This window comes from Mesorhizobium sp. LNHC229A00 (assembly GCF_000502415.1).
In the GTDB taxonomy this organism is placed as follows: domain Bacteria; phylum Pseudomonadota; class Alphaproteobacteria; order Rhizobiales; family Rhizobiaceae; genus Mesorhizobium.
In genome coordinates this window covers 204,622-222,323 of sequence record NZ_AYWQ01000005.1, presented here as the reverse complement: position 1 = coordinate 222,323, position 17,702 = coordinate 204,622, and the positions used below count along the sequence as shown (strand labels likewise).

20 protein-coding genes are annotated in these 17,702 nt (G+C 65.0%); 6 read left to right on the top strand and 14 right to left on the bottom strand.

Going from position 1 to position 17,702, the window contains the following annotated elements; genetic code table 11:
* Nucleotides 1-2: 2 nt before the first annotated feature.
* Genes X742_RS157475 through tsaD form a run of 7 tightly spaced genes read right to left on the bottom strand, consistent with a single transcriptional unit; the run spans nt 3 to nt 4,783 of the window.
* Entirely contained in the window at nt 3-746 is a 744-nt protein-coding gene (locus X742_RS157475) for a glycosyltransferase family 25 protein (protein WP_023771871.1), read from the bottom strand.
* Between the two features lie 13 nt (nt 747-759).
* A complete protein-coding gene (locus tag X742_RS157480; protein ID WP_023771870.1) occupies nt 760-1,176 on the bottom strand; it encodes a DUF1761 domain-containing protein in 417 nt (138 codons plus the stop codon).
* Nucleotides 1,177-1,199: 23 nt separating this feature from the next.
* Nucleotides 1,200-1,883 (bottom strand): methyltransferase, encoded by a 684-nt coding sequence (locus X742_RS157485; RefSeq protein ID WP_023771869.1) that lies wholly within the window; start codon nt 1,881-1,883, stop codon nt 1,200-1,202.
* Nucleotides 1,880-2,305 (bottom strand): EVE domain-containing protein, encoded by a 426-nt coding sequence (locus tag X742_RS157490; RefSeq protein ID WP_023771868.1) that lies wholly within the window; start codon nt 2,303-2,305, stop codon nt 1,880-1,882. Before X742_RS157490 ends, X742_RS157485 begins: the two co-directional genes overlap by 4 nt.
* A 39-nt stretch (nt 2,306-2,344) precedes the next feature.
* Nucleotides 2,345-2,641 (bottom strand): YciI-like protein, encoded by a 297-nt coding sequence (locus X742_RS157495; protein ID WP_023771867.1) that lies wholly within the window; start codon nt 2,639-2,641, stop codon nt 2,345-2,347.
* Nucleotides 2,642-2,678: 37 nt separating this feature from the next.
* Entirely contained in the window at nt 2,679-3,701 is a 1,023-nt protein-coding gene (locus tag X742_RS157500) for an NAD(P)H-dependent glycerol-3-phosphate dehydrogenase (RefSeq protein WP_023771866.1), read from the bottom strand.
* Nucleotides 3,698-4,783, bottom strand: a complete 1,086-nt coding sequence (gene tsaD, locus X742_RS157505; protein ID WP_198019202.1) for a tRNA (adenosine(37)-N6)-threonylcarbamoyltransferase complex transferase subunit TsaD — start codon at nt 4,781-4,783, stop codon at nt 3,698-3,700. The genes X742_RS157500 and tsaD overlap by 4 nt, the downstream gene beginning before the upstream one ends.
* 101 nt (nt 4,784-4,884) lie before the next feature.
* Here tsaD and hemC point away from each other — a divergent pair, with 101 nt between their 5' ends.
* From hemC to X742_RS157535, 6 genes are all read left to right on the top strand, one after another.
* Nucleotides 4,885-5,811 (top strand): hydroxymethylbilane synthase, encoded by a 927-nt coding sequence (gene hemC / locus X742_RS157510; RefSeq protein WP_023771864.1) that lies wholly within the window; start codon nt 4,885-4,887, stop codon nt 5,809-5,811.
* A gap of 2 nt (nt 5,812-5,813) precedes the next feature.
* Nucleotides 5,814-6,530 carry a uroporphyrinogen-III synthase gene (locus X742_RS157515; protein WP_023771863.1) on the top strand — a complete coding sequence of 239 codons (717 nt, stop codon included), beginning with the start codon at nt 5,814-5,816 and terminating at the stop codon, nt 6,528-6,530.
* Between the two features lie 109 nt (nt 6,531-6,639).
* Complete coding sequence (locus X742_RS157520) at nt 6,640-8,118, top strand: mitofilin family membrane protein (RefSeq protein WP_023771862.1); 1,479 nt, start codon at nt 6,640-6,642, stop codon at nt 8,116-8,118.
* A 10-nt stretch (nt 8,119-8,128) separates the two neighbouring features.
* The gene (locus tag X742_RS157525) at nt 8,129-9,721 is read left to right on the top strand and encodes a heme biosynthesis protein HemY (RefSeq protein WP_023771861.1); all 1,593 of its coding nucleotides are present in this window, start codon (nt 8,129-8,131) and stop codon (nt 9,719-9,721) included.
* A 37-nt stretch (nt 9,722-9,758) separates the two neighbouring features.
* Nucleotides 9,759-10,238: a TerB family tellurite resistance protein gene (locus tag X742_RS157530; protein WP_015315071.1), complete on the top strand. Its 480-nt coding sequence runs from the start codon at nt 9,759-9,761 to the stop codon at nt 10,236-10,238.
* A gap of 15 nt (nt 10,239-10,253) precedes the next feature.
* On the top strand, nt 10,254-10,970 hold the full coding sequence (locus tag X742_RS157535; RefSeq protein WP_023771860.1) for a glutamine amidotransferase: 717 nt from the start codon (nt 10,254-10,256) through the stop codon (nt 10,968-10,970).
* 57 nt (nt 10,971-11,027) lie between these two features.
* Here X742_RS157535 and X742_RS157540 read toward each other — a convergent pair whose 3' ends face one another.
* From X742_RS157540 to gnd, 7 genes are all read right to left on the bottom strand, one after another.
* Entirely contained in the window at nt 11,028-11,297 is a 270-nt protein-coding gene (locus X742_RS157540; protein WP_051407630.1) for a hypothetical protein, read from the bottom strand.
* Between the two features lie 15 nt (nt 11,298-11,312).
* Entirely contained in the window at nt 11,313-12,500 is a 1,188-nt protein-coding gene (locus tag X742_RS157545) for an MFS transporter (RefSeq protein ID WP_023771858.1), read from the bottom strand.
* 158 nt (nt 12,501-12,658) lie between these two features.
* Entirely contained in the window at nt 12,659-13,759 is a 1,101-nt protein-coding gene (locus X742_RS157550; protein ID WP_023771857.1) for an aminotransferase class I/II-fold pyridoxal phosphate-dependent enzyme, read from the bottom strand.
* Nucleotides 13,760-13,882: 123 nt separating this feature from the next.
* Complete coding sequence (locus X742_RS157555) at nt 13,883-14,347, bottom strand: MucR family transcriptional regulator (protein WP_023771856.1); 465 nt, start codon at nt 14,345-14,347, stop codon at nt 13,883-13,885.
* Between the two features lie 207 nt (nt 14,348-14,554).
* Complete coding sequence (locus X742_RS157560; protein ID WP_023771855.1) at nt 14,555-15,259, bottom strand: ROK family protein; 705 nt, start codon at nt 15,257-15,259, stop codon at nt 14,555-14,557.
* A gap of 14 nt (nt 15,260-15,273) precedes the next feature.
* A complete protein-coding gene (zwf, locus tag X742_RS157565; protein WP_015315078.1) occupies nt 15,274-16,650 on the bottom strand; it encodes a glucose-6-phosphate dehydrogenase in 1,377 nt (458 codons plus the stop codon).
* Nucleotides 16,651-16,672: 22 nt separating this feature from the next.
* Complete coding sequence (gene gnd / locus X742_RS157570; protein ID WP_023771854.1) at nt 16,673-17,689, bottom strand: phosphogluconate dehydrogenase (NAD(+)-dependent, decarboxylating); 1,017 nt, start codon at nt 17,687-17,689, stop codon at nt 16,673-16,675.
* Nucleotides 17,690-17,702 lie beyond the last annotated feature (13 nt).

The following is a 17,702-nucleotide window of genomic DNA, read 5'->3' as shown; positions in this document are numbered from 1 at the left end:
CGTCAGGACCGGGCGTTGTGGCCGAAGATCATGCGTCGGTACTTCTTCACGTTCCATTTCAGCTTCTTGTAGAGCAGCGGCTGCATCTTGCCGGCGACGGAAGTCTGGAAAGCGCCGTTTTCGCTGCCTTGCTCGACGATTGGCCGCTCGAACCACAGCATCTCCACCCCCAGTTTCTCGTCCATCTGCTCGATCTGGTGGTCGATCACGGTGTAGATCTTGTGTTGATCGATCCAGGCACAGCGGGCTTCGGCGACCGGACGGGTGATGAGATAGGAATCCGCGCACCTGGCATGCAGCGCCGGGTAGAGCCTCTGGCCCCTGCGCAATTTCCAACTCGGCGTGTAGTAGTTGCTGCCGTTGCCGAGATAGATGACGGCCTTGCGCATCGGGCTGCCGAGTTCGGCCAGCCCTTGCCGGAATTTGGCGACGAAGTCGCGCGCGAGGAAGACGTCATCCTCGAAGACCAGGCAATAGGGCAGGTCGGTTTCGAGGAAGTCGCGCCAGATGCCGACATGCTTCAGCGCCAGCGAGACCTGCGCCGGGTGGACAAAATCGGGAGCGACCAAGTCAGCACGAATCTCCGGGGTGATTTCCGCCCTGTCCCAGTCGGTGTAGAAGGTGACCGGCACGCCGCGCCGGTCGAACTCGCGCACGATGTGCCGGCGCCGGTCGTCGTAGCCCTGCTTGACGTGGCAGATCCTGGTGAACACCAGGTCGCGGGGAAATCCGGACTCGTCCGCCATCGTCAACGCACCGTCAGCTTGCTGCGGCGCCAAACCAGCCGATCACCGCGCCGATGATCAACAGCACGCCAAGCCAGTGACCGCCATCGATGAGGGTCAGGTCCCAGCCGAAATTCTCGTAGCGATGGTTGACCGACAGCGTCGTGGCGACGAAACCCAGCCAAAGCACGAAGCCGAAGATCAGCCCGGCCAGCCAGGTCGGCTCACCACCCGTCATCGCGCCGACGACCAGGGCCATGATGTAGGCCATCAGCAGTTCGGCGATGAAGGAGATGACGAAGGGCAGCGGCGATTTCTTCATCGTCGCCGGATCGAGCTTGGCGGCCTTCAGCCAGGGCTTGCTCAACGCCATGTACCAGGCGGCACCGAACAGCCAGGCCACGACGGCGGCGGCGATCACCGCCAGCCAATTCACTGCTGAAAAATCCATGAGTTCCCCCTCCTGTTTGGTTTTTATGGAAACGCCTGTTCGGCGATAGCGTCAAGCAGTCGCCATACCGTGGTGCGTTTGGCTTCGGCATCCTCGAGCGCCCTTGTCACCGGCACCTGATAGACGCCAAGCGGCTCCAGCCCCGATCGCGGCAGATAGGACCGGCCGGGATCGCCGACCAGAATGTCGGCGCCACGCCGTTTGAGCGTCGAAAACCACGGCATCAGCCGGTCGGCAAAGGGTTTGTCATAGAAGACGTCGCCTGCCAGGACCACGTCCCAGCCCGCGTCCGTGCCCACACAGTCCGTGCCGAGGAACCCGACGCCGACGCCGTTGGCCTCGCTGTTGAGGCGGATCGCGGTGGCGCAGAACGGGTCGATGTCGGCGGCGGTTACCTCGGCAGCGCCCGCCTTGGCGGCGGCGATGGCGACGAGGCCGGAGCCCGAAGCGAAGTCGAGCACGCGCTTGCCTCGCACCAAATCGGGATTGTCGAGGACATAGCGGGCGAGGCCCTGGCCGCCCGCCCAGGCAAACGCCCAGAAGGGCGGCGGCAGGCCGATCTCGACCAGTTCATCCTCTGTCCGCTGCCAGAGATCATGCGCTTCGTCGGCGAGGTGGAGACGAATCTCAGGCACATGCGGCGGCGCCATCAGCGCCGTGTTGTCGAGAACGAATTGCTTGGCGCTATCGGGTGAAAGTGCCGTCACGGCGCAGGCGTCAGGCCGCCCATACGGCAGACTTCCTTCCATTCGGCCGGGGTCACCGGCTGCACGGAAAGCCGTCCGAGCCGTACCAGCGCCATCTCGGCCAGTTTTGGATTGGCTTTGACTTCTTCCAGCGTCGGCGGGTTCGGCATGTCACTGACGGCGCGGATGTCGACACATTCCCAGCGCGGATCATCCGACGTGGTGTCGGGATGGGCCAGCGCGCAGACCTCGGCGATGCCGACCACGTTCAGCCCCTCGTTGGAATGGTAGAAGAAGCCGAGATCGCCGACCTGCATGGCCTTCATGTTGTTGCGGGCGGCGTAGTTGCGTACGCCGTCCCATTGCGTGCCGGCCTTGCCCTTGGCCTTCAACGCCTCGAAGGAGAAAACCGAGGGTTCGGATTTGAACAGCCAGTAGTTCATTTTCTCTCCTCCTTGCGGCTCGGTCGCGGGCGCCGCGAATTAACTAGCCGCCGGCTTGTTGAACGTCCAGTTCCACTGGCGGATTTCGATGCTTTCGAACAAGCCGGCCTTTGCGTAGGGGTCGGCGGCCGACAGAGCCCGCGCGCTGGCCAGATCGGGCGTCTCGACCACCACGAGGCTGCCATTGGGCTTGCCGTCGGCGTCGAGGAACGGACCGGCAAAGGCCAATTTCTTGTCGCCGTTCAGCCCTTCGAGAAAGGCGACATGCTCGGGCCGCGTGTCGAGGCGCACGTGCAGGCTTCCTGGCTTGTCCTTGCAAATCAGAGCAAACAGCATGGTCTTTCTCCTGGGTGATTGGATCAGAGTGTGGGCATCAATCGTTGGTTTCGGTCTTCAGCGGCCGGGTCATCAGCGCCGTCACGGCCTGCCCGATGGTGATGGTGCCGTCCAGTATGGCAGCGACCGCGGCTATGATCGGCGCATCGATTTCGCGCTCGGTGGCGATGCGGGCGGCGATCGCCGCGGTCGGCACCCCCTCGGCCAGCGGCAATCCGGAAAGAGCCTTGCCCTGTCCGAGCGCCAGCCCATAGGCGAAATTGCGCGACTGCGCCGACGAGCAGGTAAGCAGCAGGTCGCCAAGGCCGGAAAGCCCCATCAGGGTCTCGGGCCTGGCGCCGAAGGCGGCACCGATGCGGCGCAGTTCGACGAAGCCGCGCGTCACCATGGCCGCCTGTGCGCTGGCCCCGAGTCCGGCCCCGGTGACAGCGCCGGCGGCGATGGCGAAGACGTTCTTCAAAGCGCCGCCGATCTCGACGCCGATCAAGTCGTCGCTCGAATAGCAGCGCAGGTTTTCAGCCGAAAAACGGGCGGCAAGGTTTGCGGCAAGCGCCTCGTCGCCAGCGGCCACCACCACGGCCGTCGGCAGGCCGCGGGCGACATCGCTGGCAAAGCTCGGCCCCGACAGGGCGGCAACCGGGTTTGGCGGCACGATTTCCGCAGCGATTGCCGACAGCAAGGCGCCGGTGTCGCGCTCGATGCCCTTGGCGCAGAGCACGAGCGGAATGCCGGCCGGCATATGATCCCTCGCGGCGGCCAGCGTGGCCCGCAACGCCTGAGCCGGCGTCACCGTCAGCACGCAATCGGCCCCAGTGAGGGCTGCCTCCATGTCGCTCGTCGCCTCGATGCCGGGCGCGATGGCGATGCCCGGGAGATAGCGTGGGTTCTCGCCCCGCCCGATCGCGGCGACGGTTTCAGGATCACGCGCGAACAACCGCACCGTATGGCCGGCGCGCAGCATGGCCAGCGCCAGCGCCGTGCCCCAGGCGCCGCCGCCGAGCACGGCGACGTGCCAATCGCTTTTGCCCAGACCCCCGCTCTTCATGGCTCGATCGGTCATGCCTTGGCTCCGCGACGGCCGGAGCCGACCATTGGCGCCGAGACGGTGTCCAGGGGCCAGCGCGAGCGCGGCACGAAATCGAAGTCGTTCTCCTGCGCCACGCCTTCTCGCAGACGTTCGATACCGGCCCAGGCGATCATCGCCGCGTTGTCGGTGCAAAGCTTCAGTGGTGGCGCGACGAAGCTGAAACCGGCGTCAGTGCAAAGCCGCTCCAGCGTTGCCTTGACCGTGCGGTTGGCGGCGACGCCGCCGGCGACGACCAGCGCCGGATTTCCCCTGCCAGGGAATGTTTCGCGAAAGCGTTCCAGCGCGCGAGAAATACGGTCGGCGAGCGCATCGGCGACGGCCGCCTGGAACGAGGCGCAGATGTCGGCGACATCCTGGTCGCTCAAGGGCTCGATCGCTGTCGCCGCCTGGCGTACCGCCGTCTTCAGGCCGGAGAAGGAGAAATCGGGCTGTGCGGAGCCTTTCATCGGCCGTGGGAAGGCAAAGCGCGAGGCATTGCCCGACAGCGCTGCCTTCTCGACATTGGGACCGCCGGGATAGGGCAGGCCGAGCATCTTGGCGGTCTTATCGAAGGCTTCTCCGAGCGCGTCATCGATGGTGGTGGCCCAGCGCTGGTAGTCGCCAACGCCGCGCACGGCCAGAATCTGCGTATGGCCGCCGGAGACCAGCAGCAATAGATAGGGGAATTCGAGCCCGTCGGTCAGCCGCGCGGTCAAGGCGTGGCCTTCGAGGTGATTGACGGCGATGAGCGGCTTGCCGGCCGCCGCGGCGATCGCCTTGGCCGTCATCAGGCCGACGATCAGCCCGCCGACGAGGCCTGGCCCGGCGGTGGCGGCGATCGCATCGAGATCGGCCAGCGCCACGCCCGCATCGGCGAGTGCGGCCTCGACAATGCCGTCCAGCGCCTCGACGTGGGCGCGCGCGGCGATCTCCGGCACGACGCCGCCGAAGGCGGCATGTTCCTCGATCTGGGAGAGCACGATGTTGGACAGGATTTTCGGCGCGGCATCGCCCTCCAGCGCCACGACGCTGGCGGCGGTCTCATCGCAACTCGTCTCAATGCCTAGAACGCGGATCAATTCGTCGCTGTCTCCAGAGATTGTATGTCAGGGCGTTCCTCGTTAGGAGAGTGCCCGGAAACGCAAAGCCAGCCGGGGGTTATCACGGACCGCGCGCCATGCAAACAATCTTGAAAATCGGAACACGCGGCAGCCCGCTGGCATTGGCGCAGGCGCATGAAACACAGGCGCGTCTGATGGCCGCGCACGGCATGCCGGCGGAGGCGTTCGAGGTCGTCGTCATCTCGACCAGCGGCGACCGCATCCAGGATCGGCCGCTGTCGGAGGCTGGCGGCAAAGGCCTATTCACCAAGGAAATCGAGGAAGCCCTGCTCGCCGGTGCGATCGACATCGCCGTGCATTCGTCGAAGGATATGCCGACGCAATTGCCGCCCGGCCTGGAACTCTCCGCCTTCCTGCCGCGCGAGGATGCGCGCGATGCCTTTGTCGGCAAGGCGGCGAAGACGATCGCCGAACTGCCGCAAGGGGCGAAAGTCGGCTCCTCGTCGCTGCGGCGGCAGGCGTTGATCCGCCGCATGCGGCCGGATCTCGAGGTGGTGATGTTCCGCGGCAATGTGCAGACGCGGTTGCGCAAGCTGGACGAAGGGGTCGCGAGCGGCACCATCCTTGCCTATGCCGGCCTGAAGCGGCTGGGCCTGGAAGATGTTGCCACCGACTTGATGCCGCTAGACAGCTTCCCGCCGGCGCCAGGCCAGGGTGCGATCGGCATCGAGACCCGTATCGGCGACCGCGAGGTCGAGAAGATGCTGGTGGCGATCCACGATGTGGCGACCGGGCAGGCACTCGCCTGCGAGCGCGCCTTCCTGGCGGCGCTCGATGGCTCCTGCCGCACGCCTATCGCCGGCTACGCCGCGATCGAGGCCGGAAAGCTCTCTTTCGCCGGGCTGATCATATCGCCCGACGGTACGCAGTCGCACACGGTCGAGCTACAAGGGCCGGCACAGGACGCCGCCCGCATCGGTGATGAGGCGGCGCGGTCGGTGCGTGCCGGGGCCGGCGAAAAGTTTTTCGACGGCTGGCTCTGAAGATGCTCCGCGTCCTGGTCACCAGACCGGAGCCGGGTGCGTCTCGCACCGCGCGAAAGCTGGAGGAGACGGGTTTTGAACCTCTTCTCCTGCCCTTGACGGAGACGCGGGCGTTGCCGGTCGATGCCAAGGGGGTTCCGGACGACGTGGCCGCCGTCGCCATCACCAGCGCTAATGCGGTGCGCCATGCCCCCAGGGATATCATTGCGGTCCTGTCCAACCTGCCCTGTTATGCGGTCGGCAGGAGGAGCGCGGAGGCCGCGCGCAAAGCCGGCTTTCTCTCGGTCAATGAGGGGCCCGGCGATGCCGAGGCGCTGGCCGACGGCATGGCAATCGCGTTTTCCGGCAAAACGATCGTCTATCTCTGCGGGCGTGTGCGCTTTCATGCCTTCGAGCAGAGACTGAAAGCTGCTCATGTCCAGGTCCATGCCGTCGAGACTTATGGCACGCTTGCGGTAACCCATTCGGAGGAAGCGGTCCTTCAGCTGATATCCGGCCAATCCGTGGATGCGGTGCTTCTATATTCGGCCAAGGCGGCTGCCGAAATGCAGATCCTGGCCAGGCGACCGGCCCTGCATCAGACCTTTGAAAAGACGCACTTTTTCGCGCTTTCCGCGCGGATTGCCGTCGCTTTCGGCGACAGCACCGGCAAAGCAATGCACGTTGCCGCGCGGCCCGACGAGGAGGCGCTGCTGGCACTTTTGCGGGCACGGCCCTGACCCGCGTCATCACACCGCCCCTTTTCACCGCTTGGTGATGTGCTAGACCCTTTCTGAACCATCACGCGCCGCCAGGCGTTGAGACGAAGCGAATTTGCGGAGCCCCTGCATGGTCAAGACGCCGAAGATGCGACACTCGAAAGGCCGCCGCGAGCCGGTGACCATCGATCTCGATCCGGGCGCCGTCTCACGCATCGTCGACGAGGATGCCGCCAAGAATACCGCTCAGACCGACGAGGCGAAGGCCGAGGAGGCGGCGAACGCCTCGCGGCCAGAGCCCCCGGAAGAGCCGGTACATGACGACCAGACGGATCTCGAACCTTGGGAGCATGGCGATGCCGCCGCCGGGCAGCCTGGCACCGAAGTGCCACCGCAAGCCGAGGCCAAAGCCACTGAGCCGGAAATGCCTTATCCCGGTACGGATACATCCCCCAACCGCGCCAAGGCTTTCGACTACAATTTCGAGGATGCAAACGCCAAAACCGCAGAGACCAAGGCGGCTTTCGGTAAAACCGATTCAAGGAGCGAACCGATGGCCACGCAGCCGAAGCGGGGCGGCCTCAACGGCATCGCCGCCGGCATCATCGGTGGTGTCATCGCCCTGGTCGGGGCCGGTGGCCTGCAATTTGCCGGCGTGCTCGGTGCGCCGCGTGCCGCTCCCGGTGCCTCGCTAGACGGCGTCAATGGCGAGATCGCCTCGTTGAAGAGCGAAATCGCGGACATGAGGGAAGCCGGCGGCAGCGGCGGTGCATCGGCCAAGGTCGACGGCCTGTCGTCGGCGCTGGATCAGGTCAAGAGCGATGTCGCGGCGCTGAAATCAGCGGTCGAACAGGGTGGTGCGGGCGACAATGCCGGGCTTGCCGCGCTGGGCGACAAAGTCAAGCAGATCGAAACCACGGTGGCAGCCCTCGGCAAGGCCGGCAGCGCGGCGCCTGTCGATCTCGGCCCGCTCAACGAAAAGCTGGCGGGTCTCGATGCGCTGGTGAAGTCGACGGGCGAGTCGGCGAAGGCACAGGAAGGCCGTCTCTCCGCGCTGGAGCAGTCGGTGTCGCAGCTTTCCGGCAAGGTCGATGCGCAAGCGTCGCAGCCAAAGATCGCACTCGCCATCGCGGCCTCGGCGCTGAAGGCGGCGCTCGACCGCGGCGCGCCGTTTTCGGCCGAACTCGATACGCTGGCCGCGATTTCGCCTGATGCGCCCGAACTCGCGACCTTGCGGCCCTATGCCGAAAAGGGCGTGCCGACCCGTACCGAGATCGCCTCGAAGATGGATGCCGCCGCCAATGCCATGGTCGCCGCCGCCACGCCGGTCGATCAGAATGCCGGCGTCCTTCAGAACCTGATGTCGAGCGCTGAATCGCTGGTCAAGGTCCGGCCGATCGGTGCCGTCGAAGGCGCCGGCGCACCGGAAATCGTGGCGCGCATGGAGGTTGCGGTCACCCAGGGCGACTATGCCAAGGCACTCAGCGAATATGACACGCTGCCTGCAGCCGCGAAGGCCGCAGGCGCCGACTTTGCCGGCAAACTGAAGGCGCGCATCGAGGTCGAAACCCAGGTCGACGCGCTGATCTCCGGCGCGATGAAGGCATGAGGGCAACACGATGATCCGCCTGCTCGCCTTCCTCATCGTCGTCTTCGCGCTCGGGCTGGGCTTTGCCTGGCTGGCCGATCGGCCGGGCGACATGGTCGTCACCTTCAACGGCTATCAGTACCAGGTGAGCCTCATGGTGGCGGCGGTTGCCGTCGTCGCTGTCGTCGCCGCGGTGATGATTGTCTGGTGGCTCATCAAGTCGCTGTGGAACAGCCCCTACACCATCTCGCGTTATTTTCGCGTGCGCCGCCGCGACCGTGGCTATCAGGCGCTGTCGACCGGCATGATCGCCGCCGGCGCCGGCGACGGGGCGCTTGCCCGCAAGAAGACCAAGGAAGCAGCCAAGCTGATCCGCTCCGACCAGGAGCCGCTGATCCATCTGCTCGAAGCACAGGCATCGCTGCTCGAAGGCGACCATGAAGGCGCGCGCCAAAAATTCGAGAGCATGCTCGACGATCCCGAAATGCGGCTGCTCGGCCTGCGTGGGCTTTACCTGGAAGCCGAACGCCTGGGCGACCGCAACGCCGCCCGGCACTACGCCGGCCGTGCCGCCGCAGTGGCGCCGCAACTGGCCTGGGCGGCCGAATCGACGCTGGAGGAACTGACCGCGCGCGGCGACTGGGATGGTGCACTGAAACTGGTCGACGCGCAGAAGTCGACGCGGCAGATCGAGCGTGACGCCGCCAACCGCCGCCGCGCCGTGCTGTTGACCGCCAAGGCGCAGTCGCTCGCCGACAGCGATCCCGCGGCTGCCAGGACAGCGGCGATCGAAGCCAACAGATTGCAACCGGATTTCGCCCCCGCCGCCGTTGCCGCCGCCGCGGCGCTGTTCAAACAGAATGACGTGCGCAAGGGCTCGAAGATCCTCGAAGCGGCGTGGAAGGCCGACCCGCATCCCGAAATTGCCGAGCTCTACACCCATGCGAGGCCGGGTGACGCCGTGCTCGATCGGCTGAACCGGGCAAAGAAGCTGCAGGAAATGAAGAAGAACCACGCCGAATCGTCGATGACGGTGGCGCGTGCCGCGCTCGACGCGCAGGATTTTTCAACCGCCCGCCGTGAGGCAGAGGCCGCGATCCGGATGGACCGACGCGAGGGCGCCTATCTGCTGCTCGCCGACATCGAGGAGGCCGAGACCGGCGATCAGGGCAAGGTGCGGCAGCTGCTGTCCAAGGCGGTGCGAGCCCCGCGCGATCCCGCCTGGGTCGCCGACGGCGTTATCTCCGAGCGCTGGGCGCCGGTCTCGCCGGTCACCGGCCGGCTTGACGCGTTCGAATGGCGCGCGCCGATGGAGCGGCTTGGCCAGCTGATCGACAGCCGCGATGAGCCGGACGCCCCGGCAGTGGCCATCGAGGCGCCGGGCAGGCCGGAAAGGCCGGTCGAGGTGATCGATCACGCCGCACCGGGCGACGAGGCGACGGGCAAGGACGCCGAAAGCCGCGAGGATCATGTCACACCGGTCACGGCCGCCGCCTTTGCCGCGGTGCCCGCCGACGCCGAGGCCGTCGAGCCGGCGGAAGAACTGGCGCGGCTGCCGGACGATCCAGGCGTCGATCCGGACGACGAGGCGGAAAAGTCGCCCCGCCGGTTCCGGCTGTTTTGATTTTGGGCAGGCCGTTGGGCCGTTTGGGAATGAATTGATGTTCGAGCGCGTTCTGTCGTTTCTCAGGGATTTGCCGGCCGGCTCCGGCAGCCATGCCAGCACGGACGATCCGCGCGTCGCGGCCTCGGCGCTGCTCTACCATGTGATGAATGCCGACGGCGTGCGCCAGGATGTCGAATGGGAGCGGTTCAAGGCGGTGCTGGCGCAAAGCTATTCGATCAGCGGCGCCGAACTCGAAGCACTCGCCGCCGCCGGCGAGCGGGCTGACAACGAGGCGATCGACCTCTACGCCTTTACCAGCGTGCTCAAGCGCCACCTTGACGCGGAGGGGCGCAAGGCGTTCATCGGCCTGATGTGGGAGATCGTTTATGCCGATGGCGAACTGCATGAGCTGGAGGACAACACGGTGTGGCGTGTCGCCGAGTTGATCGGTGTCGAACGCCACGACCGCGTCGAGGCGCGGCGCAAGGCGGCGGCGCACGCGCCGGGCGCCACCGGAACATCCTCGGACGAATAGGATTTTCGCCGTCCCATGCCGCGCCAGACGAGGTCGAAACCAAAAATCCTGATCGTGCTGCATCAGGAGAATTCGAGCCCCGGACGCGTCGGCCACATGCTGCTCGAAGAGGGCTTCGATCTCGACATCCGCCGCCCGCCGCTCGGCGACGCCTTGCCGGGGACACTGGATGGCCACGCCGGCACGGTCGTCTTCGGCGGTCCGATGAGCGCCAATGACGAGGACGAGTTCGTCCGTCGCGAGACCAACTGGCTGCAGATTCCACTCAGGGAGAACCGGCCACTGCTCGGCATCTGTCTTGGGGCGCAGATGCTGGCCAATCATCTCGGCGGCAAGGTCGAGGGCCATGGCGAAGGGCTGGTCGAGATCGGCTGGTATCCGCTGAAAGCGACCGAGGCTGGCAAGAAACTGATGCACTGGCCGGAGATGGTCTACCAGTTCCATCGCGAAGGCTTTTCGCTGCCGTGCGACGCGACGCTGCTGGCCACGAACGAGACCTATCCCAATCAGGCCTTCCGCTATGGCGATAATGCCTGGGGCATCCAGTTCCACGGCGAACTGACCCGAGTGATGATGCAGCGCTGGGTAGTGCGCGGCGCCCATCGTTTCGAACTGCCGGGCGCTCAGCCCGGCCGCGACCACCTCGGCGGCCGGCTGATATGGGACATGCATTTGAAGCGCTGGCTCGACGAGTTTTTGCGCACGATTTTTGGCGAACCTGTGGCGCGGTAGTGCCTGGGCCGGCGCTTTGACCGCCGACTTATGACAGCGGGCCTTCGAGCCTAAAAACTAGTCCGAAAACGTTACGCTCACGCCGCGCTGCCGAAAATAAGCCTGCATCAACTTGCGGCCCGAGCGGTTGCTCTGCGCCAATTTGGCAGGATCGAACACCGCCTGTTTTATCCCTTCTCGCCCCAGCGCTGCCTTGAGCGTCGCGATATGGACATCGATGTCGGCATTGTCCGCCCGGAGCGACGCGTAGATATTTTCGGTCGCTTCGGCCACGGTCGGTTCGCTCACTTGTGTCGTCCTTTGGTTGGTTCGGCGGGGGCTTAGCATAGATTCGCTGCCCCGTCAGTTTCGTCCTTTGAGGTGCCTCACCTTGCGCAGCGCCGGGAACAGATAGGCCCACAGGCCGGCAACCGCGACGGCGCCGACGCCGCCGATCACAACCGCCGGAACCGTGCCGATCAGCGCCGCCATGGTGCCGGCGCGAAATTCGCCGACCTCGTTGGAGGCGCCGACGAAGACTTGGTTGACGGCGTTGACGCGGCCGCGCACCTCGTCGGGCGTCCACAGCTGGATCAGCGTTTCCCTGATATAGACGCTGAACATGTCGGTGGCGCCGAGCAGGGCAAGTGCCACAATCGAGAGCCAAGTGAGGGTCGACAGGCCGAACAGCACGGTGCAGGCGCCGAACGCCGCCACGAAGCTCAGCATGATCTTGCCGGCGCGGTCGCGGATAGGATGGCCCGCAAGCCAGACGGCGACGCAGATCGCGCCGATCCCCGGTGCCGAGCGCAGCAGGCCGAGGCCCCAGGGGCCAAGCTGCAGAANGAAGAGGTCGAGCGAGATGGCGCCGAGCACGATCTTCTCGCTCCAAATGTAGCGGAATCCGGCAAACAGCGTCTCCATTGTCGGCTTGTCGGTGGCGGTCTGTTGCGCGGGCTTGGGGATGGTGAAGATCAGCAACGCGGCGGCGAGCATCAGGACCGCGGCGGTCGCATAGGCCATTTCCGCCGACACGCCATAGAGCAAGCCGCCGGCGACCGGGCCGACAATCGTCGCGGTCTGCCAGGCGGAGGAGTTCCAGGCGATGGCATTGGCGAAATCGCGCTGCGGCACGAGATTGGCGAACAGGGAGGACGAAGCCGGCCCGTAGAAGGCGCGGGCAATGCCGAACATGACCAGCACGGCGAAGATCGGCAGCGGGGTCGTAAGGCCGCGCAGGGTCAGAAACAGCAGAGCCAGCGCGCAGGCGCCTTCGACCAAGGTCGCCAGCGTCATGATCAGCCGGCGGCCGAAACGGTCGGCGACGACACCTGTAACCAGCACCAGAAGCAGAGACGGCAGGAACTGGACGATGCCGACAATGCCGAGATCGAACGGGTCGCGCGTCAGATCATAGACCTGCCAGCCTACGGCCACTGAAACGATCATGGTCGCGAAAGTGGTGAGAAAGCGCGCCGTCCAGTAGCTGAGGAAGGCTCTGTGCCGGAAAGCCGCGTAACGCTGCTCGGGCAAGGTTTGTTCTGGTATCATGCAGTGAGGCCCCGTTGCTGTGGGCATCGGCGCGCGGGGCACTTCCCGAATGGGCGCTGTTCGACCAATGGAACTTGGTAAAGTTCGGGGCGGATATGCTTTAAAATCAAACCCGGATCAAGCGACTTTCGATCCGCACCACCGATAGCACGCGGAAGTTACTGCCGCAGCGCAGCTGAAATCGCTTCCAGCCCGCCTTTCAAGTCGGCCTCCGTCGGCCAGCCGAAGCCGACGCGGAAAAAGCGCTTTTCCATTTCGAACCAGTGGCCGGGCCCGACATAGGTGCGGTGATCTTCCAGCAGCCTGACATAGAAGCCGTCGAAGTCGAAGCCGGGTTCGACATTGAGGCGCGGGAAGCCGACGACACCGCCGTCGGGCCGCACCCAGTCGACCAGCGGCTCGCGGTCGATCCAGGCCTGGACGATGTCCCGGCGGCTGGCCATTTCGGGCAGCAGCTTCGCCAGGAAAGCGTCGCGGCCCTCCAGCACGCCGCGCGCGATGCCTTCGTCGACGACGCTGCCGCAGATGCCGATCTGCTCCTTGGCGGCCAGAAATGTCTCCTGAAGGGCCGCATCCCTTGTGATCAGCCAGCCGATGCGGATGCCGGGAATGCCGAAGGCTTTCGACAGCGACGAGACGCTGATGGCCTTTTTGCTCAGCGAGGCCGCCGAAGGCAGCCGCCTGCCATAGGAGAGATCGCGATAGGTTTCGTCGACCAGCAGATGGCAGCCGCTGGCCTCGGCGAGCGCGACCAGCGCGTCCAATTCGGTACGGCTCATCATGGTGCCGGTCGGATTGTGCGGGCAAGTAACGCTGATCAGCTTCGTGTTCGGCCGCATCGCGGCCTTGACGCGCTCGACGTCGATGGCGAAGCTTTCGTCGAAGGCGAGGTCGACAAAGCTGATGGCGCAGCCGATCGCCCGCGGCGTTTCGATGTTGGTGGCGTAGTTGGGCCGGATGACGACAAGGTGATCGCTGGCCGAGAGCAGCGAGGTGGCGATGATGAACAACGCGCCGGCCGCACCCGCCGTGACCAGCACATCGTCGGGCGCGATGCCAGCATCCTGCGCGGCGATCAGCGCGCGCAATTCCCTGTCGCCGCGATGCTCGCCATAGAAAAGGGTCAGATCAGGCAGCGAGAGGCCGATGTCGGAAAGTTTCTGATCGGCGATCGAACTTTCGGAGAGGTTGTAACGGATACGGTCGTAACCGTACTCCTCCGGCGCTTCTTTCTCGATCACCATTCTGGTGTAGTTCATGGCTCCCCCAGATCGTCTTGTCTCGGGTTATCCAAGCCACAAAAGCACGAAGCCTGCCAAGGCGAATTCGCCGGCAGGCTTCTGTTCCAGTCGTTCTAACGATTGGCTCAGCGTCAAATCGCCTCAGGCCAGGACTTTGGCCTTCCGGCCTTTGCCTTTGACGGGGGCGACCACGGCGGCCTTGCGGCCGAGGCCGATCGACTTCGCCAGTTCGGAGCGCGAAGCCGCGTAGTTGGGGGCAACCATCGGATAGTCCGAAGGCAGGCCCCATTTGGCGCGATAGGCGTCCGGCGTCAGGCCGAAATGCACACCGAGATGACGCTTCAGCGATTTGAATTTCTTGCCGTCCTCGAGGCAGATGATGAAATCCGGCGTCACCGACTTCTTCGGGTTGACGGCCGGGACCAGCGGTGCCGCCACGGGGGCGACCGGCTGGCCGAGCCCGCTGATCGAGGCGCTAACGCTGGCGATCAGCTCGGGAAGGCCGGACGCGGGCAGGCGATTCTTCTCTACATACGCGGATACGATATGGGCCGTCAGTTCGAGAAGGTCGAGGGTCTTGCTGGCGTGGCTGTTTTCGTCGGTCAATCTATTTCCTCCATCCATGGCGCATAACCTCGAAAATGGGGCCGTTTTCAAAAAGGATGATGCGCAAAATTAAAGTGAGTCGTCTTCGAGCGTCGCGCGCGACGCGATGTAGTCGGGCTGACTTCCTAGTCGGCAAATCTGCACAATGCAATCTATCGGCGCGACATCACACGGCATTTTGAACAACTATACTAAACTGTAATAATATCAGACGATCAGCGCCTTGTCGCGCCACAGACGAAATCCGCCTTCAAAGGCGCGTGTGTTGTCACCGCGCCTGGAGTCAGGGGGCAATTCGTCGAGCTTGTCGACATTGCCGCCGCCGATGACGACATAGTCTGGCTGCAGGGCGGCGCGTAGCCGGTTGACGACGTCGAAGACATGACCGCGCCACTTCTTCTTGCCGCGCTTTATGAGGCCGCGTTCACCGACATAGTCCTCGAAACTCTGGCCTTTTCTGTAGGGAAGGTGGGCGAGTTCCATCGGCTGGCCGACATTGTCGAGGACCATCGCCGCACCGAGGCCGGTTCCGAGGCCGAGGAACAGCATGCGCCCGCCCTCATAGCTGCCGAGGGCCTGCATCAGCGCGTCGTTGACCACCTTGACCGGCTTGCCGAACTCAGCGGTGAAATCGAAGCCAGCCCAGTCCTTGCCGAGATTCATGGGATCGAGCACCGGCTTGTTTTGACGCACGGGGCCCGGATAGCCCATCGAGATAACGTCGTAGGTCAGGCCGTCGGCGAGCTTCTTCACCTTGTCGATCATCTGCCTTGGCGTCAGGTCAGGCCCGGAATCCGTCCGGCGCTCGGTGCCACCGTCGCTGGTCAGGATCTTGACGTGCGACCCGCCAATGTCGATCGCCAGCACGACCTGCCCGGTGTCCGACGCAGCCTTCTTAACCACCTTGGCCATCTCGTCCCCTCCACTCATGCGACCGGGTCGATCCAGCCATTGGGCGGCCCGAAGCCGGCCATGGCGTCCGCTGGCCCCCACGTCCTCGGCTCGTAAAGATGCGGCGGCGTGGTGTCGCCGAGCACCGGACCGACGATGCGCCAGGCGAGTTCGGCGGCGTCCTGGCGGGTGAAGAGCTGGCCGTTGCCGTTCATGGCGTCGCCGATCAGCCGTTCATAAGGCGGCATGTCCCCCTTCGAATCGTCGAGCGCGGTGAGTTCCACCTGCTCGCCGATCATGTCGTCGCCGGGCGCCTTGCGCTGGGCGCCGATGGCGATCATCACCTGCGGGTCGATGCGGAAGCGGACGTAATTCTGGTCGGCGGGTTTGATCGGGTCGAAGACATCGAGCGGCGGCCGTTTCAGCCGCACCACCACCTCGGTGACATGCACCGGCATGTTCTTGCCGGCGCGGATGAAGAACGGCACGTCCTGCCAGCGCCAGGTGTCGACGAAAAAGCGTACCGCCGCGAAGGTCTCGACCGGCGAGTTCGGCGCCACGCCGGGCTCGGCGAGATAGCCGGTGAACTGGCCGCGCACGACATCGTCTTTCGTCAATGTCCGGATGGCGCGCAACACCTGCACCTTCTCGTCGATCAGGTCGTCGGCGGAGCGGCCGACCGGCGGCTCCATGGCCAGGAGCAGGAGGATGTTGAGCAGATGGTTCTCGATGACGTCGCGGATGGCGCCGACATCGTCATAGAACCGCCCGCGCCCCTCGACGCCGAAATCCTCTGCCATCGTGATCTGCACGCTCTCGACGTAATTGCGGTTCCAGATCGGCTCCAGCAGGGAGTTGGCGAAGCGGAAATAGAGCAGGTTCTGGATCGCCTCCTTGCCGAGATAGTGGTCGATGCGGAAGATCGACTGTTCGTCGAACACCAGGTGCAGCACCCGGTTCAGCCAGCGCGCCGACTGCAGATCGTGACCGAACGGCTTTTCGACCATCAGCCGCGCGCCATGCGCGGTGCCGGATTGCTCCAGCCCTTGCACGACGGTCTCGAACATGGACGGCGGCACCGCCATGTAATGCAGCGGCCGCTGGGCGCTGCCGAGTGCCGTCTTCAGCTTCTCGAAGGTTGTGGGATCGCGATAGTCGCCGCTGACATAGCGCAGCAGCGACGCGAACTTGGCGAAGACCGTCTCGTCGACGGCGCCGAGGGCATGGACGATGCCGTCGCGGGCGCGGTCCTGCAACTGCTTCAAGTCCCATGCATCGAAGGCGACGCCGATCACCGGTTCGGTGAGCGTGCCCTTGGCGACCATCTGGTAAAGCGCTGGAAATATCTTCTTGTGGGCGAGGTCGCCGGTCGCTCCGAAGAGCACCAGCGTATCGGACCGTTCCTGGCTCATGCGAGCGTCTCCCCTGTCGCCGTCACTTGCCGCCCTTCGGCTTTTCGATGTGCCCGCCAAAGGCATAGCGCATGGCGGACAACAGCTTGTCGGCGAATTCGGATTCGCCTTGCGAGGAGAAGCGGTCGAACAGGGCCGACGACAGCACCGGTGCCGGCACGCCGGTGTCAATCGCCGCCTTCAGCGTCCAGCGGCCCTCGCCGGAATCCGAGACCCGGCCGCCGAATTGCGCCAGACCCGGATCGCTCTTCAGCGCGCCGGCGGTGAGATCGAGCAGCCAGGAGCCGATGACGCTGCCATGCCGCCACACCTCGGCCACCTGCGGAAGGTCGATGTCGAACTGGTAGTATTGCGGGTTTTCCAGCGGGCTTGTCTCGGCGTCGGCCGTCCGCTGCCGTTTGCCGGCATTGGCCGACTTCAGGATGTTCATGCCTTCGGCATAGGCGGCCATGACGCCGTATTCGATGCCGTTGTGCACCATCTTGACGAAATGGCCGGCGCCGCTCGGTCCGCAATGCAGGTAGCCATAGGGCGCGGTGCCGGCGGTCTTGTCCGGGGTGGGCGCGCCGGCATCAGCGCCAGGCGCCAGTGTGGCAAAGACCGAATCGAGGTGCTGCACCGCCACGTCGGGACCGCCGATCATCAGGCAGTAGCCGCGCTCCAGCCCCCAAACACCGCCACTGGTGCCGACATCGACAAGATGCATGCCCTTGGTGGCCAGTTTCGCGGCCTGGTCGACGGCGTCGTGATAGTAGGAATTGCCGCCGTCGATGACGATGTCGCCGGGCTCAATCAGCGCCGCGACCTGATCGATGATCCTGCCGGTGATCGCCGCCGGCAGCATCAGCCAGACACAGCGCGGCTTGGCCAGCTTGCCGACGAATTCTTCCAGGGATGCCGCCCCCAAGGCGCCGTCGCTCACAAGCGCCGCGACGCTGGCCGGGTTGATGTCATAGACGACGCATTCGTGGCCGTCGCGCATCAGCCGCCGCACCATGTTGGCGCCCATCCGGCCCAGTCCCATCATTCCGATCTGCATGGTTTCGTCCCTG

Bases quoted from the DNA above. Each gene is read 5' to 3' on its own strand.
- X742_RS157475 (WP_023771871.1), bottom strand. From the start codon at position 746: ATGGCGGACGAGTCCGGATTTCCCCGCGACCTGGTGTTCACCAGGATC.
- X742_RS157480 (WP_023771870.1), bottom strand. From the start codon at position 1,176: ATGGATTTTTCAGCAGTGAATTGGCTGGCGGTGATCGCCGCCGCCGTC.
- X742_RS157490 (WP_023771868.1), bottom strand. From the start codon at position 2,305: ATGAACTACTGGCTGTTCAAATCCGAACCCTCGGTTTTCTCCTTCGAG.
- X742_RS157495 (WP_023771867.1), bottom strand. From the start codon at position 2,641: ATGCTGTTTGCTCTGATTTGCAAGGACAAGCCAGGAAGCCTGCACGTG.
- X742_RS157500 (WP_023771866.1), bottom strand. From the start codon at position 3,701: ATGACCGATCGAGCCATGAAGAGCGGGGGTCTGGGCAAAAGCGATTGG.
- hemC (WP_023771864.1), top strand. From the start codon at position 4,885: ATGCAAACAATCTTGAAAATCGGAACACGCGGCAGCCCGCTGGCATTG.
- X742_RS157515 (WP_023771863.1), top strand. From the start codon at position 5,814: ATGCTCCGCGTCCTGGTCACCAGACCGGAGCCGGGTGCGTCTCGCACC.
- X742_RS157520 (WP_023771862.1), top strand. From the start codon at position 6,640: ATGGTCAAGACGCCGAAGATGCGACACTCGAAAGGCCGCCGCGAGCCG.
- X742_RS157525 (WP_023771861.1), top strand. From the start codon at position 8,129: ATGATCCGCCTGCTCGCCTTCCTCATCGTCGTCTTCGCGCTCGGGCTG.
- X742_RS157530 (WP_015315071.1), top strand. From the start codon at position 9,759: ATGTTCGAGCGCGTTCTGTCGTTTCTCAGGGATTTGCCGGCCGGCTCC.
- X742_RS157535 (WP_023771860.1), top strand. From the start codon at position 10,254: ATGCCGCGCCAGACGAGGTCGAAACCAAAAATCCTGATCGTGCTGCAT.
- X742_RS157540 (WP_051407630.1), bottom strand. From the start codon at position 11,297: ATGCTAAGCCCCCGCCGAACCAACCAAAGGACGACACAAGTGAGCGAA.
- X742_RS157550 (WP_023771857.1), bottom strand. From the start codon at position 13,759: ATGAACTACACCAGAATGGTGATCGAGAAAGAAGCGCCGGAGGAGTAC.
- X742_RS157560 (WP_023771855.1), bottom strand. From the start codon at position 15,259: ATGGCCAAGGTGGTTAAGAAGGCTGCGTCGGACACCGGGCAGGTCGTG.
- zwf (WP_015315078.1), bottom strand. From the start codon at position 16,650: ATGAGCCAGGAACGGTCCGATACGCTGGTGCTCTTCGGAGCGACCGGC.
- gnd (WP_023771854.1), bottom strand. From the start codon at position 17,689: ATGCAGATCGGAATGATGGGACTGGGCCGGATGGGCGCCAACATGGTG.